Raw genomic sequence first — 25,770 nt, 5'->3', positions numbered from 1 at the left:
AGCCTATAGGAAGAACAAATGAAATTAGAAGATTATATTGCATCTATTGAAAACTACCCTAAAGAAGGGGTTACTTTCCGTGATATTAGTCCTTTGATGGCTGATGGAAATGCTTATAGCTATGCTATCCGTGAAATCGTTCAGTATGCGACTGATAAGAAGATTGACATGATTGTTGGTCCTGAAGCACGTGGTTTCATCGTTGGTTGTCCAGTTGCTTTTGAACTTGGTATTGGTTTTGCTCCTGTTCGTAAACCTGGTAAATTGCCACGTGAAGTGATTTCAGCCGACTACGAAAAAGAGTATGGTGTCGATACACTTTGTATGCATGCCGATGCAATTAAGCCAGGCCAACGTGTACTTATCGTTGATGACCTCTTGGCAACTGGTGGTACTGTCAAAGCTACAATTGAAATGATTGAGCGCCTAGGTGGTGTCGTTGCTGGTTGTGCCTTCTTGATTGAGCTTGATGGTCTTAATGGACGTGATGCTATCGAAGGTTACGATACTAAAGTATTGATGAACTTCCCAGGATAAATCTATCTATGAATTAACAAAAGGCCTTAGGGCCTTTTTAACTCTTTTAAAACAAAGGTGCCCTCTAAATATAGTTTAAAGCTATAGCTAACTAGAGAAAATATATATTTGATAACAATACCTCCCCGGTTTATAATATGAAGATAGAATAAATAAGGATGGAGATATTGTTATGCCTATAAAACTTGATAATAAGTTACCAGCTCTTGATGTATTGCGTTCGGAAAATGTCTTCATCATGGATGAGAACAGAGCTAGTAGCCAGGATATTCGACCAATGGAGGTCTTAATCCTTAATCTTATGCCTACTAAAGAAGTTACGGAAACTCAATTGCTACGTCTTTTGGCCAATACGCCACTTCAAATTAACGTCGAGTTTCTTTATATGGCTAGTCATAAGTCAAAAAATACCCATGCCGAACATATGGAAACCTTTTATAAGACTTTTGATGAAATTAAGCATAAGTATTATGATGGTCTCATCGTAACAGGTGCTCCTGTTGAGCAAATGCCTTTTGAAGAAGTTGATTATTGGCAAGAATTGACACAGGTTTTTGACTGGTCTAAAAAGCATGTCTATTCAACCCTTCATCTGTGTTGGGGAGCTCAAGCAGGTCTCTATTATAAGCATGGAGTCGACAAGGTCCCATTGTCAGAGAAACTATCTGGTATCTATAAACAAACGGTTGACATGCCTGAAAACTTCCTTATGAATGGCTTTGATGATAGCTTTGTGTCACCACACTCTCGCTATACTGAGGTTACGCTCGAGGATATTAAAAACAAGACGGATTTAGATATTGTTGTGTCAGGACCAGAGGTTGGTTTATCTATTTTAGCAAGTAAGAATCTTCGTGAAGTATATAGTTTCGGTCATTTTGAATATGACCGTGATACTCTGGCCAGAGAATACCGAAGAGATTTGGATGCAGGGATTAATCCAGACGTACCGGCAAACTATTTCCCAGAGGATGATCCAAGCCAGGAGCCTAAACTTCGTTGGAATCTTGCGGCATCTGCTTTCTTTAGCAATTGGATTAACTATGCGGTATATCAAGAAACACCTTATCGTTTAGAAGAGTTGGAAGACGATTTTTCATTCTACGGTTATTTGTAGTAGACAGTCTCAAAAGACTTATGTGAGCGCATAAAGACTTTTGGGGTGTCTAGCTACTCTGAAAGGTAAATATGAGTTTTTTTGAACAGTATCGATCAGGTAATCTGGTCCTTCCTAATGCTTTATTTTTCCACTTTAAGGATATTTTTCCATCTGCGGATGACTTTCTAGTTTGGCAGTTTCTCTATCTACAAACGACAACTCAGATTGGAGAAGTGGCTTCTAGTCAGATAGCGCAAGCAACTGGAAAGACACCAACTGAGGTTAATAAAAGTATTACGACATTGACTGAGGCTGGGCTCCTTGATTTCACGACTATTAAGGTTAATAATGAAATTGAGATGGTTGTAGATGCTTCACCTGCCTTGGCAGTTTTGGACAAGTTAGTGAGCAATGAAAAGACAACGACCGGGCCTGTCGTTGGTCAGCCAACAAATACACAGCTCATCAAGCAATTAACAGATGAGTTAGAACAAGCTTTGGGAATCTTGAATCCTATGGTTATCGAAGATTTAAACAAGGAAATCCAAGAAGAGCACACTGATCCTGAACTTATCCGTGAGGCTTTGAAAGAAGCAGTATTTAACCGCAAGACAAATTGGAATTACATCAAAGGGGTTTTGCGTAACTGGAAATTGAGTGGTATTACGACGAAAATTCAAGTTGAAGAGCGTCGTTTGGAGCATCAAGGTAAGAAGCACCATCACCAAGTTTCGGATGACTTCAAAACAGGTATGGATGCAGCCCGTCAATTATGGGGTGGCCAATAATGTTAGGAAGAAAACGTGTTAATGAGGCTCTAGCTCTCATGGGGGAGATGTTTCCCAATGCTCATGGAGAGCTGGAGTGGGAAACTCCTTTCCAACTATTAGTTGCTGTTATTTTATCGGCCCAGACAACTGATAAGGCTGTTAATAAGATTACACCAGGCTTGTGGGCGCGTTATCCAGAAATTGAGGATTTGGCTTCGGCTAATCTTGATGGCGTTGAGATGTGTTTGCGAACGATTGGTCTTTACAAAAATAAAGCAAAGAACATCATCAAGACTGCTAGAGCTGTTTTAATGAATTTTGATGGACAGGTTCCGAAAACGCATAAGGAATTGGAAAGTCTACCTGGTGTGGGACGAAAAACAGCTAACGTAGTATTGGCTGAAGTCTATGGCATCCCTTCTATTGCTGTAGATACGCATGTCTCACGTGTATCTAAGAGGCTAAATATCGTGCCAGAGGATGCTAGTGTAGAGGAAATTGAAGCAGAACTGATGAAGAAAATCCCTAAGAGGGATTGGATTATCAGTCATCACCGTATGATTTTCTTTGGACGTTATCATTGCTTGGCTAAGAATCCTAAATGCCAGACATGTCCTCTTCAAAGTTATTGTAAGTATTATAAAGAAACAACCAAGAAATAAGCTGGAGAATGTGGTTTTCTTCGGCTTTTTACAGCTGTAAGAATTTGTTACAAACTAGTAACTTGACAAAAGTCTCAGGCTTTAAGAAAATAGAAGAAACGATTTAGAAGCAGGAGCGATTTAGTGAATGGCTGAATTCAGTAATGAAGAGTATCTGAGAGCCTTAGCTGATAATGGTGATAGAGAAGCAGCCAAAGAATATGAGCAAGCTTTGGATAATCGTATTTTTCAGTTGCAGATTTCATTGGCTCAAACGAGTGATCCGCAGGGTCGTAGGGAAGTGCAAAAACTCTTGGAACAAGAGGAAAAGAAAAAAAGGGACTACTTTCAAGAAAAAGAGGAAAAAGCTGTGAGCGAATTTAGACGTCGTAAAAATGAAACTACAAAGGGAAGAAAAGTTTCGAGTTTTGATAAACTCAAAGATCCTAAAATCATTAGATGGGTAATTGGAGTTGTTGCAGTACTTGCAGTGGTTATTCCTGTGGTTACCTTGATGTGGTATAGTAATAACCAAAAAGAGAGTGTAACAAATCCATGGAAAAATGGTCAGTTAGCTAAAAGTAAGGAACAAGCAGCAGCATCATCAGATAATCAATCCTCTCAAGTTGATACCTCATCCTTGTCTGACCAGCAGTTAGAAGACTGGGTTGTTTCTACCTATGCTAAAGAACAAGGGTCAACTGGAGAAAATTATAAGAATCTAGGTTGGAAAGTCTATTCATGGACGGATGATGATGATAATCTAGTTTATGCTCAACTTTATGATGCCTATGGTAATGATGTTCTTCTTTTCCGTGTAGATAAGAAGGGACAACTCGAAGCCTATGGTGGTATTGACGGTTCAAGCGATTCTTGGGACGTCGTTTCAAAAAAATATACAACCGATTAATGAAACTATATAAAACACCTGACAATGGTGGTTGAGACTGTCTTTTGACAGTCTTTTTTGGTATAATTTTAAGTAATCGTGTATACAATTAAAAAGCCGACTGAGAAGATTTGGGGATGATAGTTCTGCAGAACTTTTTTAATGTCTTCAGGTTTTCAAGGATAGCTTAAATAAAGGAGAGTTGTCGTGTCAGACTATTTATCGGTCACATCCTTAACCAAATATTTGAAAATGAAATTTGACCGTGATCCTTATTTAGAGAGGGTATATTTGACGGGGCAGGTTTCCAATTTTCGTCGACGTCCGAGTCACCAATATTTTTCGCTTAAGGATGAAGGAGCTGTTATTCAGGCGACGATTTGGGCTGGAGTTTTCAAAAAACTTGGTTTTGAACTCGAAGAAGGGATGAAGATCAATGTCGTTGGTCGTGTCCAGATTTATGAGCCTAGTGGTTCTTATTCCATTATTATCGAGAAGGCAGAGCCAGATGGTATTGGGGCTTTGGCCATCCAGTTTGAACAGCTTCGTAAAAAATTGACTGCAGAAGGCTACTTTGATGATCGTCATAAGCAAGCTCTGCCTAATTTTGTCAAAAAAATTGGGGTTGTCACTAGTCCTAGTGGTGCGGTTATTCGAGATATTATTACGACCGTTAGTCGTCGTTTTCCTGGGGTAGAAATCTTACTTTTCCCAACCAAGGTTCAAGGTGAAGGAGCTGCACAGGAGATTGCTGAAAATATCCAAAAAGCCAATCAAAGGGATGACCTAGATTTACTTATCGTTGGTCGTGGTGGAGGTTCTATTGAAGACCTCTGGGCTTTTAACGAGGAAATTGTAGTTCAGTCGATTTTTGAGAGTCGCCTACCTGTGATTTCAAGCGTTGGTCACGAAACAGATACGACTTTGGCTGACTTTGTTGCAGATCGTAGAGCTGCTACGCCTACAGCAGCGGCAGAACTTGCGACTCCGGTATCAAAGGCTGATACCTTGGTTTGGATTCGTGAAAGACAAAATAGAGCCTATCAAGCCTGTTTGAGACGTATACAATATAATCAGGAACGCTTGGCCAAATTGTCACAATCTGTTGTCTTTAGACAACCTGAACGCCTTTACGATGGTTATCTACAAAAGTTGGATCGACTAACAACAAGGCTTGAAACCTTCATGAGTCAAGATTTCGAGCGAAAACAAAAAGAAGCGGAACTTTTGAGACAACGATTACAAGGCTTAAATATTCTAACTAGTGTTCAGAACTACCAAGACCGTCGAGAGTCTTTACAACGTTTATTGGTGACTACAACCAAGAATACTATTAATGGTAAGCGTGTGAGATTAGAAAAGGCACAGGATGCCTTATTGTCTCTAGATACTAGCCGTATTGTTGCAAGGGGCTATGCCATTGTCAAGAAAGATGATAAACCTTTAACAAGTACTAAGAATATTACCGAAGGTGATCAATTAACCGTCCAAATGAGAGATGGAGAACTAGAAGTAGAGGTGAAAAATGTCAACTAAAAAAACATTTGAGGAAAATTTACAGGACTTAGAAGCCATCGTCACTAAGCTCGAAACAGGTGATGTTGCTCTTGAGGATGCTATTGCTGAGTTCCAAAAAGGTATGGCCTTGTCTAAAGATTTGCAGAAGACCTTGGAAGATGCCGAAAAAACACTAGTTAAGGTCATGCAAGCAGATGGTACAGAAACGGAAATGGATGCCTAATGAGCAAGCTAAATAAAATTGATGAGGCTATCCGTGATTACTACCAAAAAAAGAATCTTCCTGTATCAAGTGATTTAATCACTGCCATCCTTTATTCAGTTGATAGTGGAGGCAAGCGTATTCGTCCACTGATTTTCTTAGATTTACTTGAAGGTTTTGGTTTAGAGCTTACTCCTAGTCATTTCGATGTCGCAGCAAGTCTTGAAATGATTCATACTGGAAGTCTTATTCACGACGATCTGCCGGCCATGGACGATGATGATTACCGTCGAGGGCGTTTAACCAACCATAAGAAATTTGATGAAGCAACGGCAATCTTGGCTGGAGATTCTCTCTTTTTGGATCCATTTGATCTCCTGGCTCAAACAGACCTATCAGCAGAAATTCGAGTTCAATTGATTCAAGCATTGTCTCATTCTTCAGGTACCTTCGGTATGGTAGGTGGACAGATGTTGGATATGAAGGGTGAAGGTCAGGAACTTGATTTATCGCAACTGGCTAAGATTCATGAGAATAAGACAGGTAAGCTTTTAACCTTTCCTTTTGTAGCGGCTGGTATTGTTGCTCAAAAAGATCAACAGGTCTTGGAAAATCTTCAAGAAGCTGGTCGCTTGATTGGTCTTGCCTTTCAAGTACGTGATGATATTTTGGATGTGACTGCTGATTTCGAAGAACTTGGGAAGACACCTGGAAAAGATATAGTTGCTGGAAAATCAACTTATCCGGCTCTTCTTGGTCTGGAAAAATCACATGCTATCCTCGAGGAATCACTTAATAAAGCTGAGGCTATTTTCCAAAATCTAGCTGAGACCCAAGGTTTCAAGAAAGACAGTATTATAGAAATCATAGAAAGGTTACGACTCCATGCCTAAGGAAAGAGTAGACGTTTTGGCTTATAAACAAGGCCTTTTTGAAACACGAGAACAAGCTAAACGTGGCGTTATGGCTGGTTTAGTTGTTAATGTTATCAATGGTGAACGTTACGATAAACCCGGTGAAAAAATCGACGACGGTACAGAGTTGAAGCTTAAAGGAGAAAAACTCAAGTATGTGAGCCGTGGAGGACTCAAACTTGAAAAAGCTTTGGAAGTATTCAATCTGTCAGTTGAAGACATGACGACCATCGATATCGGAGCTTCAACAGGTGGGTTTACTGATGTTATGCTTCAAAATGGGGCTAAACTGGTTTATGCTGTGGATGTCGGCACCAATCAGTTGGTTTGGAAATTACGTCAAGATGAGCGTGTTCGTTCCATGGAGCAATATAATTTCCGTTATGCGGAACCTGTTGATTTCACAGAAGGGTTACCGTCTTTTGCATCAATTGATGTCAGCTTCATCTCTCTTAATCTGATTCTGCCGGCCTTAGCTAAGATATTGGTTGATGGAGGGCAAGTAGTTGCTCTTGTGAAACCACAATTTGAGGCGGGCCGTGAACAAATTGGGAAAAACGGGATTGTCCGTGAGAGCAGTGTCCATGAAAAAGTGTTAGAAACAGTGACAGCCTTTGCGGTTGACTATGGCTTTTCAGTTAAGGGACTGGACTTTTCACCTATCCAAGGTGGTCATGGTAACATTGAGTTTCTCGCACACTTGGAGAAGACAAATTCTCCTCAAAATGATGCTCAAACCTCTATTAAGAAAGTTGTAGCACAAGCACATAAGGAGTTTAAAAAGAATGAAGAAGAATGATCGTTTGGAGTTGATCCGAAAGATTGTCCAAGAAAATAAAATTACGACTCAGGGAGAATTGGTAAAATTACTCCAAAATGAGGGATTGAAGGCTACTCAGGCGACAGTATCGCGTGATATCAATGAAATTGGTATTACCAAGGTACCAACGGAAGACGGTTCATACATCTATGGGCTCTCAACTGCTCCTAGACGAGTAGGTGGAACCTCTGTTTCGACTCGTCGCTTGTTGCGTGTTGATCGCCAACATGCCTTTATGAATATCGTTGTTCAACCTGGGACTAGCCGCCTCATCAAGAAGATTCTTTTGGATGAGTACAAGCATTTGATTTTTAGTGTCATTGCTGACGATGATACCCTCTTTTTAGTGGCTCAGTCAGAGTTAGCAGCCATCGAACTACAGGGGCAAATCATTAAGTGGGTTGAAGAATAGGAGGGCCTATGCTTCTCGAAATTACGATAAAGAATTTCGCAATTATTGAAGAGATTTCTCTAAACTTTGAGAATGGTATGACCGTCCTTACTGGTGAAACAGGTGCTGGTAAGTCCATTATTATAGATGCCATGAATCTTATGTTGGGCGCACGTGCTTCTAGCGAAGTCGTCCGTCATTCAGCATCTAAGGCTGAAATTCAGGGCTTCTTTTCAATCGAACAAAATCCTGCCTTGGTTAGTATCTTGGAAGATAATGGGATTCCTGTCGAGGATGAATTGATTATCCGTCGTGAAATCTTCCAAAATGGTAGAAGTGTTAGTCGTATCAATGGACAGATGGTCAATTTAACGACGCTTAAAGCCGTTGGGCACTTCTTGGTAGATATCCACGGACAACATGACCAGGAAGAGCTTATGAAACCTGCTCTGCATATTACCATGCTTGATGCCTTTGGTGACAAGGAATTTTTCCAGACTAAGAAAGAGTACCAGGAGTATTTTGACCGCTATCGTGAGTTAAGAAAATCCGTTCTTGAAAAGCAGAAAAATGAGCAGGAGCATAAGGCTCGAATTGAAATGCTGGCTTTTCAGATCGCAGAAATTGAAGCAGCCTCTCTAAAATCAGGAGAAGATTTGGCATTGATGAAGGAGCGAGACAAGCTTCTTAACCATAAGCAGATTGCTGATACCTTAACCAATGCCTATGTCATGCTGGATAATGAAGATTTTTCAAGCCTTTCAAATGTTCGTTCTGCTATGAATGACCTCCAGTCTCTTGAAGAGTATGACTCAGATTACAAAGAACTCTCTGGAAATCTATCAGAAGCCTATTATGTTCTGGAAGATGTCACTAAGCAACTTGGTGACCTTTTGGATAATTTGGACTTTGATGCTGGGCGTTTGCAAGAGATTGAACACCGCTTAGATACGATTAATGCAATTACTCGTAAATATGGTGGGACTGTCGATGACGTCCTAGATTATCTGGAAAATTCAAGTAAAGAGTACAATCTTCTGACTGGCAATTCCAGCTCGTCAGATGCCATGGAACAAGAGCTTAAGCAACTTGAAAAAGACCTGCTTGCATCTGCAGAGACCCTACAAACGGCACGCCATCAAATTGCTACAGCCCTTGAAGCTGAGATTAAGAACGAGTTATGCGACCTTTACATGGATAAGGCTGATTTTAAAGTTACCTTTACTAAAGGGAAATTTAACCGTGATGGCAATGAGCAGGTTGAGTTTTACATCTCAACCAATCCAGGTGAAGGCTTTAAACCGCTTGTTAAGGTTGCTTCAGGAGGAGAATTATCTCGACTCATGTTAGCGATTAAGTCAGCCTTTGCCCGCAAAGAAGACAAAACAAGTATCGTCTTTGATGAGGTTGATACTGGCGTTTCAGGTCGTGTTGCCCAAGCCATCGCTCAGAAAATTCATAAGATTGGGAGTCATGGTCAGGTCTTGGCCATCAGTCACCTTCCACAAGTTATTGCCATTGCTGATTATCAGTTCTTTATTTCTAAGGAAAGCGATAATGAGACAACTGTCTCTCGTGTTCGTCTCTTGACACCTGAGGAAAGGGTGCAAGAAATCGCTAAGATGTTAGCAGGTGATAATGTGACGGAGGCTGCCCTGAGCCAAGCAAGAGCCTTGTTAAAGGTGGATGACTCTCTTTAGAAAAAGACTTGGGAAAAGTTTTCCAGTCATGCTATAATAGAATAAAAATTTGTGTTAAGCGAGAAAAATATGAGTAAAATCAGAATTGTAACCGATTCGTCAATTACGATTGAACCAGAATTGGTTGAAAAATATAATATCACTGTTGTTCCATTGTCGGTTATGGTGGACGGTGTCATCTATTCAGATAGTGATCTTCGAGAAGAAGGCCGTTTCTTGGATATGATGAAGCATAGTAAAGAGTTACCAAAGACTAGCCAACCACCAGTAGGTTTGTTTGCTGAGACATATGAAAAACTTGTCAAAGAAGGTGCGGAACAGATTGTGGCTATCCACATCATGCATACACTCTCTGGGACATGTGAAGCCTCACGTCAAGGAGCTAGCCTGTCAGGAGCAGATGTAACCGTTATCGATTCAGGCTTTACAGATCAGTGCCTTAAGTTTCAAGTTGTTGAAGCAGCTAAACTAGCTGAAGCAGGAGCTAGTCTTGATAAGATTGTAGCACGTGTGGAAGAAGTGAAAAGTAAATCCGAACTTCATATCGGTGTGTCTACCCTTGAAAACCTTGTCAAAGGTGGCCGTATTGGACGTGTAACAGGTCTACTATCTTCATTGCTCAATATCCGTGTCATTATGGAGTTGAAAGACTATCAGTTGAATACCATTGCGAAGGGTCGTGGTGCTAAGACATTCACAAAATGGTTAGATTCTTATATTAATGGTATCAAGGATAAGGACCGCAAAGTGGCAGAGATTGGTATTTCTTATGCAGGGACACCTGATTTTGCACATGAAATGGCTGAAAAACTTGAGGTTTTGGGTGCTCCAATTTCAATCCTTGAGACTGGTTCCATCATTCAAACGCACACTGGTGAAGGCGCCTTTGCCGTAATGGTTCGTTATGAATAAGTGGAAAGAATCAGAATTAGTTAGAAGCCTTGTAGGCTTCTTCTTGCTTTTTCTCTTATTTGTCGGCCTCTTCATTTTTGTAGTTCCTAGTACGCATCAGTCATCAAAAATTGCAGATAAGATCAAATCTATTAAAAATGAAAAGGTCACCTATGTTGCTATCGGTGATTCCCTTACGCAAGGGGTAGGTGATAGTAGTAATCAAGGGGGCTTCGTTCCTGTTTTGTCTCAGGCCTTAGAGTCTGATTTTGACTGGCAAGTGACCTCTCGAAACTATGGTATCGCAGGAAATACGAGCAATCAAATTCTCAAGAGAATGCAAGAAAAGAAGGATATTCAAAGAGATCTCAAAAAGGCTAAAGTGATGACTCTGACAGTTGGTGGTAATGATGTGATCCATGTCATTAAGGACAATATCACTAATCTTAATGTAGACACCTTCACTAAGCCTGCTCAGGCCTATCAAAAGAGATTAGGACAGATTATTGAGTTAGCTCGTAAGGATAATAAAACATTGCCAATTTATATTGTTGGTATTTACAATCCTTTTTATCTTAATTTTCCAGAGATGACAGAAATGCAAACTATTGTCGATAATTGGAACCAGTCGACTGAAGAAGTGTGCAAGAAGTACGATAATGTCTATTTTGTTCCTGTAAATGATTTGCTTTATAAGGGAATTGACGGTAAGGGCGGTGTTACAAGCTCTGATGATTCGTCTCAATCTAGTAAATCTTCTCAAGATAGCCTGAATGATGCTCTTTTTGAGGATGATCATTTTCATCCAAATAATACAGGTTATCAAATTATGTCAGATGCCATTTTGAAGCGTATTAACCAAACAAAGAAGGAGTGGTCAGGTGAGTAAGATATGGAAGTGGTTATTTTTAGGACTCTTGGCCTTAAATCTAGCCTTAGTAAGTGTTGTGGCCTATAGAATCATGGCTCCAGTGGAGACAACGAGTTCTGTATCCCTACCTAAGGGAGCAACTAAAATTGGTAAGTATAGTATGACAAGGGAGGAGCTTGACGCTGCTCTTACGGGCTTTGCCCAAGATTATTCGACCGATAAGATGCGTTTCAAGGTCAAGGTTACCAATTCTAAAATTGTTTTCGAAAGTAGCTATAAGGTTTTAGGTCACCCTGTCCCTCTTTATGTCTACTTTACGCCGGTTGTTAGTGAATCAGGAGCAATTGTACTTCATGTTTCTGAGCTTTCGGCTGGAACCTTGAAACTGCCTGTTTCGGATGCCCTTAAGATGATTAAACGTTCAACTAACCTTCCTGATTACATCGCCATCGATAGTAAGAAGGGAAAAGTTACCCTAAATATTCAGTCTATGAAGAATGAGAAGGGGATAACAGCACGTGCTCAAAGCCTTGATTTGGTTAATGACCGTATCGAATTTGACATCTATAAGACAATAAATTAAAAAGCCTTTACTTTTTGCAAAAAAGCGATTAAATTAGCGTTTATTACTTGACCTCATAGGCCTTTTAGGATAAGATAATACTTGTTCAAGCGCTAAAAAAACTATTCGCTTAGAAATAAATTGGAGGATTGTTACAATGGCTAACAAACAAGATTTGATCGCTAAAGTTGCAGAAGCAACTGAGCTTACTAAAAAAGATTCAGCAGCAGCTGTAGATGCAGTTTTCGCTTCTATCGAAGAATTCCTTGCTGCAGGTGAAAAAGTACAATTGATCGGTTTCGGTAACTTTGAAGTACGCGAACGCGCTGCTCGTCAAGGTCGTAACCCACAAACTGGTGAAGCTATCTCAATCGCAGCTTCTAAAGTTCCTGCATTTAAAGCTGGTAAAGCTCTTAAAGACGCAGTTAAATAATCTTAAAACCCCTAAGCATTTAGGGGTTTTGATTTATACGAAAATATATAAGGAAAACTATGAAAACCATAACAGTGGTATTAATTTTTCTTTTGGTTTTTACAGTTATAAAACTATCAGGTATTGTTGCTATTAGCAAACTGATGAAGCCAAGTGAGAAACAAATCGAAGAAGCTCGTCAAAAACGTTTTCAGGCTGAAAAAGAGGGCAAGGATCCTTTTGAAGACTGGGATGAGCGTGACGATGATGGTCTTGTCTAACAAGAGAATCCTCATCAAACAAAGCAAAAAGAGTTTGGAAGATTTTCCAAACTCTTTTGTCTTCTAGTCAATGTAGTGCAGTTTGCCACGGAAGTCTTCAAGGGTTTCATATCCCTTTTCTTCCATGATTTCTTTAAGTTCTTTTGTGATACGTTCAAAGACAGCCACACCTTCTTTTTGAAGGGCAGTACCAACCTGTACCATGCTTGCGCCACAAAGGATGTGTTCAAAAGCATCGCGACCAGATTTAACACCACCGGTACCAATAATTTGGATTTCAGGTTTTAAACGTTGGTAAAAAGCATGAACATTTGCCAAGGCAGTAGGTTTGATATAATCACCACCAATACCACCAAAACCATTCTTAGGTTTGATGACGACAGATTCATCTTCAATATAAAGTCCATTACCAATTGAGTTGACACAGTTAACAAAGACAAGAGGGAATTGGTTGAATACTGCAGCGGCTTGGTCAAAGTGCACAATATCAAAGTAAGGCGGTAATTTCACCCCAAGAGGCTTTGTAAAGTAAGAAAATACTTCAGTTAGAATCTCAGTAGTGGTTTCAAAATCATAGGCAATTTGAGGTTTACCAGGAACGTTAGGGCATGAGAGGTTGAGTTCAACAAGTCCTTCATAGTCGCTTTCTTGAACTTTTTTGAGAATCGTGTGGGTTTCTTCAGGTGAGAGACCAACTAGTGAAAGGAAGTGATTTTTGGTATTGGGTTGCTTTTGCAATTCAATCACATAGTCAAGGTAGTATTCAAAACCGTTATTTGGCAAGCCCATTGAGTTGATTGACCCAAGAGGTACATTAACATAACGTGGTTCAGGATTACCCGGGCGGGCTTCAAGTGTCCCTGTTTTTGTGACAAATGAACCTGCAGCTGAAGCCTCAACTTCTGCCAATTCTTCCTTAGTCATACAATGAACACCCGCAGCATTCATAAGACAGTTAGAAAATGTAAACTGACCAACTTTTGTAGCAGTAGAAACCATAAGATCCTCCTTTAAAGATCACAATGTAAAATGTTACTAATTCATCTCATTTTAGCATGAATGAAGGCCTAAAACAAGGAAATAATGGATATGCAAAAGCATCTAAAGTGAATTTCTAATACCCTCGCTTTTGAGACTGACAGGATGCAGTAGAATTTTACAGAATTTTTTGGATTATGCTAGCTTTTTCAAGGTTTTTTGGGTAGAATAGAAGGAGTAAATGGGTTTAACCCAAAATAAAAAGGAGACATAACTAATGGTAAAATTGGTTTTCGCTCGCCACGGTGAGTCTGAATGGAACAAAGCTAACCTTTTCACAGGTTGGGCTGACGTAGATCTTTCTGAAAAAGGTACTCAACAAGCTATCGACGCTGGTAAATTGATCAAAGAAGCTGGTATCGAATTTGATCAAGCATACACTTCAGTATTGAAACGTGCGATCAAAACAACTAACTTGGCTCTTGAAGCATCTGACCAACTTTGGGTTCCAGTTGAAAAATCATGGCGCTTGAACGAACGTCACTACGGTGGTTTGACTGGTAAAAACAAAGCAGAAGCTGCTGAACAATTTGGTGATGAGCAAGTTCACATCTGGCGTCGTTCATACGATGTATTGCCTCCAGCAATGGATCGTGATGATGAGCACTCAGCACACACTGACCGTCGTTACGCTTCACTTGACGATTCAGTAATTCCGGATGCTGAAAACTTGAAAGTTACTTTGGAACGTGCCCTTCCATTCTGGGAAGATAAAATCGCTCCAGCTCTTAAAGATGGTAAAAACGTATTCGTAGGTGCACACGGTAACTCAATCCGTGCCCTTGTTAAACACATCAAACAATTGTCAGACGACGAAATCATGGATGTTGAAATTCCAAACTTCCCACCATTGGTATTCGAATTTGACGAAAAATTGAACGTTGTTAACGAATACTACCTCGGAAAATAAGCTGAGATAAGTAGTTATCATTAACAAATAAAAAGTTGACTTCGGTCAGCTTTTTTCTTTTCTTGAAAATAAATGTAAATAGTGGTCAGAAAAGTCAGTCAATTCAGTAATTTTTCCTTGACTTTCAAGTTGGAAAGATGTATCATATTAACCAAGATACATCGAAAGGAAATGAGTCAAATGACATTCGCAACTACAACTGTTTTGCTATTGCGTAATGAGGGCTAGTGCAAAAGCATTAGTCCTGTTTGGCTTACCAAGCGGGAGGTAAAAACATCTCGCTTGGGTTTCCGAGTGAGATGTTTTTTTACTACTATCGTTTTTACTTTTAGAAAGAGGATTGTCTATGCGTAAAGTTGAATTTTTTGATACAAGTCTTCGTGATGGGGAACAAACACCTGGTGTTAACTTTTCAATCAAAGAAAAAGTTGCCATTGCTAAGCAACTTGAAAAATGGGGAATTTCTGTAATTGAAGCTGGTTTCCCTGCAGCTAGCCCAGATTCATTTGAAGCAGTAAAACAAATTGCAGAAGCTATGACAACAACTTCTGTTACTGGCTTGGCTCGCTCAGTAAAATCTGATATTGATGCTTGTTATGAGGCTTTGAAAGATGCTAAGTATCCACAAATTCATGTCTTTATCGCAACAAGTCCGATTCATCGTGAGTTCAAATTGAAGAAATCAAAAGAAGAAATTCTTGAAGCTGTAAAAGAACATGTGTCATATGCACGTTCAAAATTTGAAGTTGTTGAGTTTTCTCCTGAAGATGCTACTCGTACTGAGCTTGATTTCTTGACTGAAGTTGTTCAAACAGCAGTTGATGCTGGTGCCTCATATATTAATATTCCTGATACAGTTGGCTTTACGACTCCAGAAGAGTTTGCACGTATTTTTGATCACTTGACTGAAAATATTAAATCAGATCATAAAGTTGTCTTTGGTGTTCACTGCCACGATGACCTTGGTATGGCAACTGCAAATACTTTGACAGCAATTAAACATGGTGCTGGACGTGTACAGGGAACAGTCAATGGTATTGGTGAGCGTGCTGGTAATGTTGCTCTTGAAGAAGTAGCTGTTGCTTTGAAAATTCGTGAAGACTTCTTCCAAGCAAGTTGTGATATTGTTTTGAATGAAACTATGAATACATCAGAGCTTGTTTCTCGCTTCTCAGGTATTCCAGTTCCTAAAAATAAAGCTGTTGTTGGTGGAAATGCTTTCTCTCATGAATCAGGTATCCACCAAGATGGTGTACTTAAGAACCCACAAACTTATGAAATCTTCACACCAGAATTGGTAGGTGTCAAGAGTAACAGTCTTCCTCTTGGTAAATTGTCAGGACGCCATGCCTTTGTTGAAAAATTGAAAGAACTTGAGCTTGACTTTGTTGAAGAAGATATCAAGCCACTCTTTGCCAAATTCAAAATCTTGGCTGGGAAAAAACATGATATTACCGATGCAGACATTCGTGCACTTGTTGCTGGTACTAGTGTAGATAATCCAGAAGGTTTCCACTTCGAAGATCTTCGTTTGACCACTAATGCTGATGAAACAATCACTGCTACAGTTAGCTTGGCTAATGAAGACGGTGAATCTGTAGAATTTTTGGCAAACGGTCAAGGATCAGTTGAAGCTATTTTCAATGCTATTGATAAATTCTTCAACCAAACAGTTCGCTTGACTTCTTATAATATTGACGCTGTAACTGATGGTATTGATGCGCAAGCGCGTGTACTTGTAACTGTCGAAAATGTTGATACAGATACTATTTTCAATGCATCTGGTTTGGACTTTGATGTCTTGAAAGCATCAGCAATTGCCTATATCAATGCTAATACATTGGTTCAAAAAGAAAATGCTGGTGAGATGGCACGTAAAGTTTCTTATCGTGACCTTCCATAAGCCAAAGAGGAGTTAAACATGACAAAGAAAATCGTAACACTTTCAGGTGATGGAATTGGACCTGAGATTATGGCAGCGGGTCTTGAAGTTCTTGAAAAAGTAGCTTCAAAAATTGGATTTGATTATGACATCGATGCTAAACCATTTGGTGGTGCTGGTATTGATGCTGAAGGTCATCCACTTCCTAAGTCAACTTTGGATGCTGCTAAATCAGCAGATGCTATCCTCTTGGCTGCAATTGGTGGACCAAAATATGACAATGCGCCAGTTCGTCCTGAACAAGGACTTTTGGCCATTCGTAAAGAGCTAAATCTCTTTGCTAATATCCGTCCTGTCCGCATCTTTGATGCTTTGAAACACTTGTCACCTCTTAAACCTGAGCGTATCGAAGGAGTAGACTTCGTCGTTGTTCGTGAGCTTACAGGTGGGATTTACTTTGGTGAGCATATTCTTGAAGAAGATAAGGCTCGTGATATCAATGATTATTCAGCAGATGAGATTCGTCGTATCATGCGTCGTGCTTTCAAGATTGCTCAAGGTCGTGGCAAAAAGGTCACTAGCATTGATAAACAAAATGTATTGGCAACTTCTAAATTGTGGCGTAAGATTGCTGATGAAGTTTCTTTGGAGTTCCCAGATGTAACTCTTGAACACCAACTTGTTGATAGTGCGGCAATGATCATGATTACCAATCCAGCTCGTTTTGACGTGGTTGTGACAGAGAACCTTTTTGGAGATATCTTGTCTGATGAATCAAGTGTCCTTCCAGGAACTTTAGGTGTTATGCCATCTGCCAGTCATTCTGAAAATGGTCCTAGTCTTTATGAACCAATCCATGGTTCAGCACCAGACATCGCTGGTCAAGGTATTGCCAACCCAATTTCAATGATTTTATCAGTAGCTATGATGTTGCGTGAAAGTTTCAATGAAACTGAAGGGGCAGAATTGATTGAAAATGCTGTTGATAAGACCTTGAACCAAGGCATCTTGACACGTGATTTGGGTGGTCAGGCTTCGACTGCTGAAATGACAGCAGCTATTATTAGCAATCTCTAAACTCATGACACTAAAACTAGTGTTACTAAGCGTTTTGTTGGTATGGAATCTCCTTGTTTTATGTGCTTATGGACTTGATAAAAGCAAGGCCATTCAACATAAAAGACGGATTTCTGAGAAGGCATTATTATTGCAGACTCTGATTTTAGGTGGTATTGGTGCCTTTCTAGGTGGGAAATTTTTTAGACATAAAATTAACAAATGGTATTTTAAGCTATGTTGGCTTATAGGCATTGTTATTGATGTCGTTCTTTTATACCTTATTCTAACAAGACTTTCGGATTAGCTAATCCTTAGATTATATTTGGAGTATTTTATGAGCGGAAAATCAATTTTTGATAAACTTTGGGAACGCCACGTCGTTACTGGAAATGAGGGCGAACCACAATTGATGTATGTGGATCAGCATTATATTCACGAGGTTACAAGTCCACAGGCCTTTCAAGGACTTCGTGATGCTGGACGTAAAGTTCGTCGCCCAGATTTAACTTTCGGTACGACAGACCACAACGTTCCTACGGTTGATATTTTTAACATTCGTGACCTTATTTCTAAAAACCAAATTGATACTTTGGCGAAAAACGTTGAGGAATTTGGTATTGATGCGGCTACCCACGGTACTGCTCGTCAGGGGATTGTCCACATGGTTGGTCCTGAAACAGGTCGTAGTCAACCCGGAAAATTTGTAGTTTGTGGGGATAGTCATACGGCTACGCACGGTGCCTTTGGTGCCATTGCCTTTGGTATTGGTACATCTGAAGTAGAACATGTCTTTGCGACACAATGTTTGTGGCAAGTAAAACCTAAGAAAATGAAGGTTGAATTTGTTGGTAAACCTCAGCCAGGTGTCTATTCAAAAGACTTTATTCTTGCACTTATTGCACGCTATGGCGTTGATGCTGGTGTAGGATACGCGGTTGAATATTGTGGTGAAGCTATTGATGCCCTTTCAATGGATGAACGCATGACCATCTGTAACATGTCTATTGAATTTGGTGCTAAGATGGGTCTTATGAATCCAGACCAAAAAACTTATGATTATGTTGAAGGGCGTCCATGCGCACCTAAGGGTGAGAAGTTCGAAGAAGCAGTAGCTGACTGGAAAACGTTGGTTTCAGATCCAGATGCTGAATATGATAAAGTAATCACTATTGATGTTTCAGAATTGGCACCTATGGTTACATGGGGAACTAACCCTGAAATGGGTGTTGAGTTTGATCAACCATTCCCAGAAATCAAAGACTTTAATGATGAACGTGCCTACGAGTATATGGATGTTAAGCCTGGCGAGTATGCTAAAGATATCGATCTTGGCTATGTCTTTATTGGTTCTTGTACTAACGCACGTCTTAGCGACCTTGAGTTAGCTGCTAAATTCGTCAAAGGAAAACATATCGCACCAACATTGACAGCTATTGTTGTTCCAGGTTCACGTCCAGTTAAGAAAGAAGCTGAACGTCTTGGTTTGGATAAAATTTTCTTGGACGCAGGATTTGAATGGCGCGATCCAGGCTGTTCAATGTGTCTTGGTATGAATCCAGACCATGTTCCAGAAGGCGTTCACTGTGCATCTACAAGTAACCGTAACTTTGAGGGACGTCAAGGATATGGGGCTCGTACTCACCTTTGTAGTCCAGCAATGGCAGCAGCTGCGGCAATCGCTGGTAAATTTGTAGATGTACGCGATATGCCAGAAGTTCAAGCATAAGGGAGAAGATAATGGAAAAATTTACCGTCTATACAGGGAAATCAGTACCTTTGATGAATGATAACATCGATACGGACCAACTCATTCCCAAACAATTCTTGAAAGCTGTTGATAAAAAAGGCTTTGGTAAGAATTTGATGTTTGAATGGCGTTATCTTAATGATGACTACGAAGAAAATCCTGATTTCGTCTTCAACAAACCTGAGTATCGCGATGCGACTATTTTGGTTACTGGTGATAACTTTGGTTCAGGATCATCTCGTGAACACGCTGCATGGGCATTGGAAGACTACGGTTTCCGTTGTGTTATCGCTGGATCATTTTCAGATATCCACTATAACAACGAATTGAAGAATGGTATGTTGCCAATCGTTCAACCCTTGGAAGTACGTCAAAAATTGGCTGCTCTTCCTGCAGGTGAGGAAATCACGATTGACCTTCCAAACCAAGTCATTAAATCTTCAGCAGGAGAGTTTCCATTCGATATTGATCATGAGTGGAAACGTAAATTGGTTGAAGGGCTTGATGATATTGGAATCACTCTTCAATATGAAGATTTGATTGCTGCCTATGAAAAACAACGCCCATCATATTGGCAATAAGGGACTAAGTTGTTTTTCTAAACTTTGATATTCAATCTTGCTATCAAAAGCAATGATATGTTAGTAAAAAAATAATGAGCACTTAAAAGAATGGGATAAGGACAATATCAAAAATGTTGTTCTATCTCATTCTTTTTGTTTGAAACAGTTAATATGGTAGAGGCGTTTTTACTAGTAGCGTATGCTATAATAGAAAGATAGAAAGGAGGCCTTCATGTTTGCACAATTGGATACAAAATCCGTCTATAGTTTCATGGATAGTGTCGTAGATTTGAACAGCTATGTTGCGCGTGCCCAAGAGCTTGGCTATCAAGCCCTTGGTTTGATGGATCGTGACAATCTCTATGCTGCTTATCATTTTGCCCAGCTTGCAAGTAGAAACGGTTTACGTCCTTTGATTGGTATGGAAGCTAATCTATTTTACGAGGGAAGAAAAATTCCTTTTCGTCTATTAGCAAAAAATAATCAGGGCTATAAAAATTTGATGAAGTTGGCAACAGAGCTTTCCTCAGGACAACGTGAACTTACAGCTTTTTCGGACTATCTGAATGCTATTGCCCTCATCCTTCCGAGTGAAGACTGGGAGTCAGGGATGACACTTGGTTCAGAGGTTTTTATTGGGGTAAGGCCAGAAGATGCTGGCAAAGAGTTTGATTATCCTGTAATTCCTTTACATACAGTGCGTTATTTTGAGAATGTAGATCGCTCGACGATTCAGATGTTACACGCCATCTCACAAAACGTTTCCTTGTCAGAGGCCTCTATTTGTCCTATGAATCAGCTTCTTTTCTCGCCTCAAGAAATGGAAAGTGCATATAGTGATATTCCAGAGGCTTTGAACAATTTGGAGCAACTTGTTTCAGACATTACTTATCAATTTGATACGGATTTGAAGCTTCCCCGTTTTAATCGTGATATGCCAGCAGTTGACCAATTACGTCAATTAGCCCAATCTGGATTAGAAACTAAAAAGTTAAGCGCAGCAGTTTATCAGGAACGTTTAGACAAAGAATTGTCTATCATTCATCAGATGGGCTTTGATGATTATTTCTTGATTGTCTGGGACTTATTACGCTTTGGGCGTAGCCGTGGTTATTATATGGGAATGGGACGTGGGTCTGCTGCAGGAAGCTTGGTGGCTTATGTCCTTGATATTACTGGAATTGATCCCGTTAAAAATGACTTGCTTTTTGAGCGTTTTCTAAATGAAGAACGTTATAGCATGCCTGATATAGATATCGACTTGCCTGATATCTATCGAAGCGAGTTTCTTCATTATGTTAGGGACCGTTATGGTAGTAAGCACTCTGCTCAGATTGTTACTTTTTCAACTTTTGGGGCCAAACAGGCTATCCGAGATGTTTTTAAACGTTTCGGAGCCAAGGAATTTGAACTATCACAACTTAGTAAAAAGATTTCTTTTCGTGACACCTTGACCTCTGTCTATGAGAAGAATATGTCATTTAGACAGTTGATTAATCAAAGACAAGAATTTCAGAGGGCTTTTGAGATTGCTAAGGCTATTGAAGGCCAGCCAAGACAGACCTCAATCCATGCTGCTGGTATAGTGATGAGTGACGATGACCTGACCAACCATATTCCTCTAAAAGCTGGTGAGGATATGATGATTACTCAGTACGACGCCTCCGCAGTCGAAGCCAATGGCTTGCTTAAGATGGATTTCTTGGGCCTCCGTAATTTGACCTTTGTTCAAAAAATGAAGGAGAAACTTGAAGAAGAGCATGGAGTCGCTATAGATATCAAATCAATTGATTTGGAAGATCCACAGACCCTAGCTCTTTTTGCCAAGGGGAAAACTAAGGGAATATTTCAGTTTGAGCAGGCGGGTGCTATTAACCTTCTTAAACGGATTAAACCCGCTAAGTTCGAAGAAGTGGTAGCGACAACCTCTCTTAACCGACCTGGAGCTAGCGATTATACAGATAATTTCATCGCTCGTAAGTATGGTAAGGAAAAAGTAGATTTGATTGATCCAGTAGTTGCACCAATCCTTGAGCCTACGTATGGCATCATGCTTTATCAGGAGCAGGTTATGCAGATTGCCCAAGTATTTGCAGGCTTTACACTCGGAAAAGCCGATTTGCTTCGTCGGGCAATGTCGAAAAAAGATGCCAATGAAATGTCCAAGATGTCCGAAGAGTTCATGGAAGGAAGTCGTCGGTTGGGACGTAACCCACAGATTGCTGAACGACTCTTTAGTATGATGGCTAAGTTTGCAGGTTATGGCTTTAATAGAAGTCATGCCTATGCTTATTCAGCACTAGCCTTTCAATTAGCCTATTTCAAAACGCATTACCCTCAGATTTTCTATGACGTCATGTTAAACTATTCGTCTAGTGATTACATTAAGGATGCAATTGAAAATGGCTTTTCTCTAGCCAGCCTTGATATTAATAGAATTCCCTATCTGGACAAGATTTCAGATGGAAAGATTGTATTAGGTCTTAAGACTATCAAAGGCTTGCCAAGAGATTTTGCCCTTTGGATTATTGAGGATCGCAAACAAAATGGTAAATACATTTCTATAGAAGACTTTTTGACACGTATTCCTAGCAAATATCAGAAAGTCGATAGTCTGACACCTCTTATCCAGATTGGTTTGTTTGATATTTTTGAACCAAATCGTCAGAAAATCATTGGTAATTTAAGCAACCTCTTTACTTTTGTCAATGAGTTAGGAAGTTTGTTTGCAGAGTCATCTTACTCTTGGGTTGATTATGAAGACTATAGCCAGAAGGATCGTTATAATTTAGAACAGGAGTTACTAGGAGTTGGGCTTAGCCCCCATCCTTTACACTTGGCTCAAAAAATGGCCTCTCGTCCCTATCAAGCCATTTCTGATTTGGCTGTTAATACTAAGGCAACGGTTTTGGTTCAGATAGAATCCGTTCGAATTATCAGAACTAAAAAAGGTGATCAGATGGCCTTTCTGAACGTCACTGATGGGATCAATAAACTTGATGTTACCCTATTTCCAGAAACTTATTTCTATCATAAGGATAAATTAAGTGAAGGTGGTCTCTTTTATCTTGATGGACGGACCCAAGAGCGTGATGGACGCATTCAGTTAATCTTGTCAAACATGGAGGAAGCTAGCACGGAGCGTTTCTGGATTTTACTTGAGAATCATGATAAAGACATAGAAGTTTCTCAAATATTAGCTAAGCATCCTGGACACATTCCTGTCATTATCCGTTATCAAGGAAGTAAGGAAACTATCGTTAGTCAAAGATACAGAGTAACTAAGAACGAGGAACTTAATCGGGAATTAGCACCTTATGTGCTGAAAACGGTTTTACGGTAAAAAAACAATAAATATTTTCAAATTTAAAGCCATTTAGAATTCTTTGTGTTATAATTAAAATGTTAAATATATAAAAGGAGTATCAGGAATAATGAAACGTATTGCTGTTTTAACTAGTGGTGGAGATGCCCCTGGTATGAACGCTGCCGCTCGTGCAGTTGTTCTCAAAGCAATTTCTGAAGGAATTGAGGTCTTCGGCATTAACCGTGGATACGCTGGTATGGTTGAAGGAGATATCTTCCAACTTGATGCCAAAGGCGTAGACAACATCCTCAGCCGTGGTGGAACTTTCCTTCAGTCTGCTCGCTATCCTGAGTTTGCCCAACTTGAGGGTCAACTTAAAGGTATTGAGCAACTTAAAAAACATGGAATCGAAGGTGTAGTAGTTATTGGTGGAGATGGTTCTTACCATGGTGCTATGCGTTTGACTGAACATGGTTTCCCAGCTGTTGGTCTTCCAGGAACTATCGATAACGATATCGTTGGTACAGACTATACAATTGGTTTTGATACTGCTGTTGCAACAGCAACAGAAGCTATCGATAAGATTCAAGACACTGCATTCAGTCATGGACGTACTTTTGTCGTTGAAGTTATGGGACGTAACGCTGGTGATATCGCTCTTTGGGCTGGTATTGCTTCTGGTGCAGACCAAATTATCGTACCTGAAGAAGAGTATGATATTAACGAAGTTGTACGTAAAGTTAAAGAAGGTTACGAATCAGGTGCTAAAACTCACCACGTAATCGTAGTTGCTGAAGGTGTCATGGGTGCTGAAGAATTTGCTGCTAAAATGAAAGAAGCTGGAGATACTTCAGATCTTCGTGCAACAAACATTGGACACGTGGTTCGTGGTGGTTCACCAACTGCGCGTGACCGTGTTCTTGCTTCATGGATGGGTGCACATGCGGTTGACCTCCTTAAACAAGGTATTGGTGGTGTAGCTGTTGGTATCCACAATGAAGAGCTTGTTGAAAGCCCAATCCTTGGTACAGCAGAAGAAGGAGCTTTGTTCAGTCTTACTGAAGACGGTAAAATTATCGTCAATAATCCTCACAAAGCACGTCTTGACTTTGCAGACCTTAACCGTTCATTGTCTAACTTGAGCTAATCTCAGTTACTTAAATTATTGTTAAACCGTCGCTAATGCGACAAAAAATATAAGGGAGTTTTATTTATCATGAATAAACGTGTAAAAATCGTTGCAACACTTGGTCCTGCGGTTGAAATCCGTGGCGGCAAAAAATTTGGTGAAGATGGTTACTGGGGTGAAAAACTTGACCGTGAAGCATCTGCTAAAAACATTGCTCAATTGATCAAGGAAGGTGCCAACGTTTTCCGTTTCAACTTCTCACATGGTGACCACGCTGAACAAGGTGAACGTATGGATGTCGTTCGTATGGCAGAAGACCTTGCTGGTCAAAAAGTAGGTTTCCTTCTTGATACAAAAGGACCTGAAATCCGTACTGAATTGTTCGAAGGTGATGCTAAAGAGTATGCATACAAAACTGGTGAACAAATTCGTGTTGCTACTAAACAAGGTATCAAATCAACTCGCGACGTTATCGCTTTGAACGTTGCAGGTGCACTTGACGTTTTTGACGATGTAGAAGTTGGTAAACAAGTTCTTGTCGATGATGGTAAACTTGGTCTTCGTGTTGTAGACAAAGATGCTGAAAAACGTGAATTCATCGTTGATGTTGAAAATGATGGTATCATTGCTAAACAAAAAGGTGTAAACATCCCTTACACTAAAATTCCTTTCCCAGCACTTGCTGAACGTGATAACGCTGATATCCGTTTTGGTCTTGAACAAGGTCTTAACTTTATCGCTATCTCATTCGTACGTACTGCAAAAGATGTACAAGAAGTTCGTGCTATCTGTGAAGAAACTGGTAATGGTCACGTTCAATTGTTGGCTAAAATCGAAAACCAACAAGGTATCGATAACATTGATGAAATCATCGAAGCTGCTGACGGTATCATGATCGCTCGTGGTGACATGGGTATCGAAGTACCATTCGAAATGGTTCCAGTTTACCAAAAAATGATCATCACAAAAGTAAACGCTGCTGGTAAAGTTGTTGTTACAGCTACTAACATGCTTGAAACAATGACAGAAAAACCACGTGCAACTCGTTCTGAAGTATCTGACGTATTCAACGCAGTTATCGATGGTACAGATGCTACAATGCTTTCTGGTGAATCTGCAAATGGTAAATACCCAGTTGAATCAGTTCGTACAATGGCTACAATTGATAAAAACGCTCAAACTCTTCTTAAAGAGTATGGTCGTCTTGATTCATCAACATTTGACCGTTCAACTAAGACTGAAGTAGTTGCGTCTGCAGTTAAAGATGCTACTAACTCAATGGATATCAAACTTGTTGTTGCTCTTACTGAATCAGGTAACACTGCTCGTTTGATTTCTAAATACCGTCCAGAAGCTGATATCTTGGCTGTAACATTCGATGAAATTACTCAAAAATCATTGATGCTTAACTGGGGTGTTATTCCAGTAGTTACTGAAAAACCAAGCTCAACTGATGATATGTTTGATGTTGCTGAAAAAGTTGCATTGGAATCAGGTCTTGTAGAATCTGGTGATAACATTGTTATCGTTGCTGGTGTTCCAGTAGGTACAGGTGGTACAAACACTATGCGTATCCGCACAGTAAAATAATTTAAGTAGAACTTAAATTGAAAGAAGGTCTTTGGATCTTCTTTTTT

The 25,770-nt window shown here is 39.9% G+C and carries 26 protein-coding genes; 25 read left to right on the top strand and 1 reads right to left on the bottom strand.

Translation table 11 applies throughout. From position 1 onward, the window contains the following. Positions 1–18 precede the first annotated feature (18 nt). The 16 genes from HMPREF2979_RS06230 to HMPREF2979_RS06155 all read left to right on the top strand — a co-directional run bounded on the left by HMPREF2979_RS06230 (position 19) and on the right by HMPREF2979_RS06155 (position 12,498). Positions 19–537 carry an adenine phosphoribosyltransferase gene (locus HMPREF2979_RS06230; RefSeq protein WP_048790968.1) on the top strand — a complete coding sequence of 173 codons (519 nt, stop codon included), beginning with the start codon at positions 19–21 and terminating at the stop codon, positions 535–537. Between the two features lie 172 nt (positions 538–709). Continuing rightward, positions 710–1,654 carry a homoserine O-acetyltransferase MetA gene (gene metA, locus HMPREF2979_RS06225; RefSeq protein WP_004182659.1) on the top strand — a complete coding sequence of 315 codons (945 nt, stop codon included), beginning with the start codon at positions 710–712 and terminating at the stop codon, positions 1,652–1,654. Positions 1,655–1,725: 71 nt separating this feature from the next. Then, positions 1,726–2,424: a DnaD domain-containing protein gene (locus HMPREF2979_RS06220; protein WP_004182658.1), complete on the top strand. Its 699-nt coding sequence runs from the start codon at positions 1,726–1,728 to the stop codon at positions 2,422–2,424. Next, positions 2,424–3,068, top strand: coding sequence for an endonuclease III (gene nth / locus HMPREF2979_RS06215; RefSeq protein ID WP_070655695.1), 645 nt, complete (start codon positions 2,424–2,426; stop codon positions 3,066–3,068). The genes HMPREF2979_RS06220 and nth overlap by 1 nt, the downstream gene beginning before the upstream one ends. Before the next feature lie 127 nt (positions 3,069–3,195). Continuing rightward, positions 3,196–3,957, top strand: coding sequence for a hypothetical protein (locus HMPREF2979_RS06210; RefSeq protein WP_064521298.1), 762 nt, complete (start codon positions 3,196–3,198; stop codon positions 3,955–3,957). Between the two features lie 186 nt (positions 3,958–4,143). Next, a complete protein-coding gene (gene xseA, locus HMPREF2979_RS06205) occupies positions 4,144–5,472 on the top strand; it encodes an exodeoxyribonuclease VII large subunit (protein ID WP_045772088.1) in 1,329 nt (442 codons plus the stop codon). Next, a complete protein-coding gene (locus HMPREF2979_RS06200; RefSeq protein ID WP_002884058.1) occupies positions 5,462–5,677 on the top strand; it encodes an exodeoxyribonuclease VII small subunit in 216 nt (71 codons plus the stop codon). Before xseA ends, HMPREF2979_RS06200 begins: the two co-directional genes overlap by 11 nt. After that, positions 5,677–6,549, top strand: a complete 873-nt coding sequence (locus HMPREF2979_RS06195) for a polyprenyl synthetase family protein (RefSeq protein ID WP_070655693.1) — start codon at positions 5,677–5,679, stop codon at positions 6,547–6,549. Before HMPREF2979_RS06200 ends, HMPREF2979_RS06195 begins: the two co-directional genes overlap by 1 nt. Further along, on the top strand, positions 6,542–7,369 hold the full coding sequence (locus HMPREF2979_RS06190; RefSeq protein ID WP_070655691.1) for a TlyA family RNA methyltransferase: 828 nt from the start codon (positions 6,542–6,544) through the stop codon (positions 7,367–7,369). The genes HMPREF2979_RS06195 and HMPREF2979_RS06190 overlap by 8 nt, the downstream gene beginning before the upstream one ends. Continuing rightward, entirely contained in the window at positions 7,356–7,802 is a 447-nt protein-coding gene (locus tag HMPREF2979_RS06185) for an arginine repressor (protein WP_070655689.1), read from the top strand. The genes HMPREF2979_RS06190 and HMPREF2979_RS06185 overlap by 14 nt, the downstream gene beginning before the upstream one ends. Before the next feature lie 8 nt (positions 7,803–7,810). After that, positions 7,811–9,481, top strand: a complete 1,671-nt coding sequence (gene recN / locus HMPREF2979_RS06180; protein WP_070655687.1) for a DNA repair protein RecN — start codon at positions 7,811–7,813, stop codon at positions 9,479–9,481. Between the two features lie 69 nt (positions 9,482–9,550). After that, positions 9,551–10,393, top strand: coding sequence for a DegV family protein (locus HMPREF2979_RS06175; protein WP_070655686.1), 843 nt, complete (start codon positions 9,551–9,553; stop codon positions 10,391–10,393). Beyond that, positions 10,386–11,261 carry an SGNH/GDSL hydrolase family protein gene (locus tag HMPREF2979_RS06170; RefSeq protein WP_070655684.1) on the top strand — a complete coding sequence of 292 codons (876 nt, stop codon included), beginning with the start codon at positions 10,386–10,388 and terminating at the stop codon, positions 11,259–11,261. The genes HMPREF2979_RS06175 and HMPREF2979_RS06170 overlap by 8 nt, the downstream gene beginning before the upstream one ends. Further along, positions 11,254–11,826 (top strand): YpmS family protein, encoded by a 573-nt coding sequence (locus tag HMPREF2979_RS06165; protein WP_070655682.1) that lies wholly within the window; start codon positions 11,254–11,256, stop codon positions 11,824–11,826. Before HMPREF2979_RS06170 ends, HMPREF2979_RS06165 begins: the two co-directional genes overlap by 8 nt. A gap of 136 nt (positions 11,827–11,962) precedes the next feature. Then, a complete protein-coding gene (locus HMPREF2979_RS06160; RefSeq protein ID WP_002884048.1) occupies positions 11,963–12,238 on the top strand; it encodes an HU family DNA-binding protein in 276 nt (91 codons plus the stop codon). Positions 12,239–12,297: 59 nt separating this feature from the next. Continuing rightward, positions 12,298–12,498, top strand: coding sequence for a hypothetical protein (locus HMPREF2979_RS06155; RefSeq protein ID WP_070655680.1), 201 nt, complete (start codon positions 12,298–12,300; stop codon positions 12,496–12,498). A gap of 63 nt (positions 12,499–12,561) precedes the next feature. Here HMPREF2979_RS06155 and HMPREF2979_RS06150 read toward each other — a convergent pair whose 3' ends face one another. After that, positions 12,562–13,497: a dihydroorotate oxidase gene (locus HMPREF2979_RS06150; RefSeq protein ID WP_070655678.1), complete on the bottom strand. Its 936-nt coding sequence runs from the start codon at positions 13,495–13,497 to the stop codon at positions 12,562–12,564. Positions 13,498–13,753: 256 nt separating this feature from the next. Between HMPREF2979_RS06150 and HMPREF2979_RS06145 the strand changes: the two genes are divergently transcribed. From HMPREF2979_RS06145 to pyk, 9 genes are all read left to right on the top strand, one after another. Then, the gene (locus tag HMPREF2979_RS06145; RefSeq protein ID WP_002884137.1) at positions 13,754–14,446 is read left to right on the top strand and encodes a phosphoglycerate mutase; all 693 of its coding nucleotides are present in this window, start codon (positions 13,754–13,756) and stop codon (positions 14,444–14,446) included. A gap of 346 nt (positions 14,447–14,792) precedes the next feature. Further along, on the top strand, positions 14,793–16,349 hold the full coding sequence (locus HMPREF2979_RS06140) for a 2-isopropylmalate synthase (protein WP_037601116.1): 1,557 nt from the start codon (positions 14,793–14,795) through the stop codon (positions 16,347–16,349). 18 nt (positions 16,350–16,367) lie between these two features. Then, positions 16,368–17,405: a 3-isopropylmalate dehydrogenase gene (leuB, locus tag HMPREF2979_RS06135; RefSeq protein WP_002884071.1), complete on the top strand. Its 1,038-nt coding sequence runs from the start codon at positions 16,368–16,370 to the stop codon at positions 17,403–17,405. Positions 17,406–17,409: 4 nt separating this feature from the next. Then, the gene (locus HMPREF2979_RS06130; RefSeq protein ID WP_070655676.1) at positions 17,410–17,691 is read left to right on the top strand and encodes a DUF1294 domain-containing protein; all 282 of its coding nucleotides are present in this window, start codon (positions 17,410–17,412) and stop codon (positions 17,689–17,691) included. A 30-nt stretch (positions 17,692–17,721) separates the two neighbouring features. Next, positions 17,722–19,113: a 3-isopropylmalate dehydratase large subunit gene (gene leuC, locus HMPREF2979_RS06125; RefSeq protein WP_013990716.1), complete on the top strand. Its 1,392-nt coding sequence runs from the start codon at positions 17,722–17,724 to the stop codon at positions 19,111–19,113. Positions 19,114–19,124: 11 nt separating this feature from the next. Further along, positions 19,125–19,715, top strand: coding sequence for a 3-isopropylmalate dehydratase small subunit (leuD, locus tag HMPREF2979_RS06120; RefSeq protein WP_002884116.1), 591 nt, complete (start codon positions 19,125–19,127; stop codon positions 19,713–19,715). Positions 19,716–19,929: 214 nt separating this feature from the next. Further along, positions 19,930–23,040 (top strand): DNA polymerase III subunit alpha, encoded by a 3,111-nt coding sequence (locus tag HMPREF2979_RS06115; RefSeq protein ID WP_070655675.1) that lies wholly within the window; start codon positions 19,930–19,932, stop codon positions 23,038–23,040. A gap of 91 nt (positions 23,041–23,131) precedes the next feature. Further along, positions 23,132–24,151, top strand: a complete 1,020-nt coding sequence (pfkA, locus tag HMPREF2979_RS06110; protein WP_013990713.1) for a 6-phosphofructokinase — start codon at positions 23,132–23,134, stop codon at positions 24,149–24,151. Between the two features lie 69 nt (positions 24,152–24,220). After that, positions 24,221–25,723 (top strand): pyruvate kinase, encoded by a 1,503-nt coding sequence (gene pyk / locus HMPREF2979_RS06105; protein WP_002890793.1) that lies wholly within the window; start codon positions 24,221–24,223, stop codon positions 25,721–25,723. Positions 25,724–25,770: the final 47 nt, after the last annotated feature.

It is taken from the genome of Streptococcus sp. HMSC078H12 (assembly GCF_001814615.1).
Classification (GTDB): domain Bacteria; phylum Bacillota; class Bacilli; order Lactobacillales; family Streptococcaceae; genus Streptococcus; species Streptococcus salivarius_F.
This window is presented reverse-complemented; position numbering and strand designations above follow the sequence as displayed.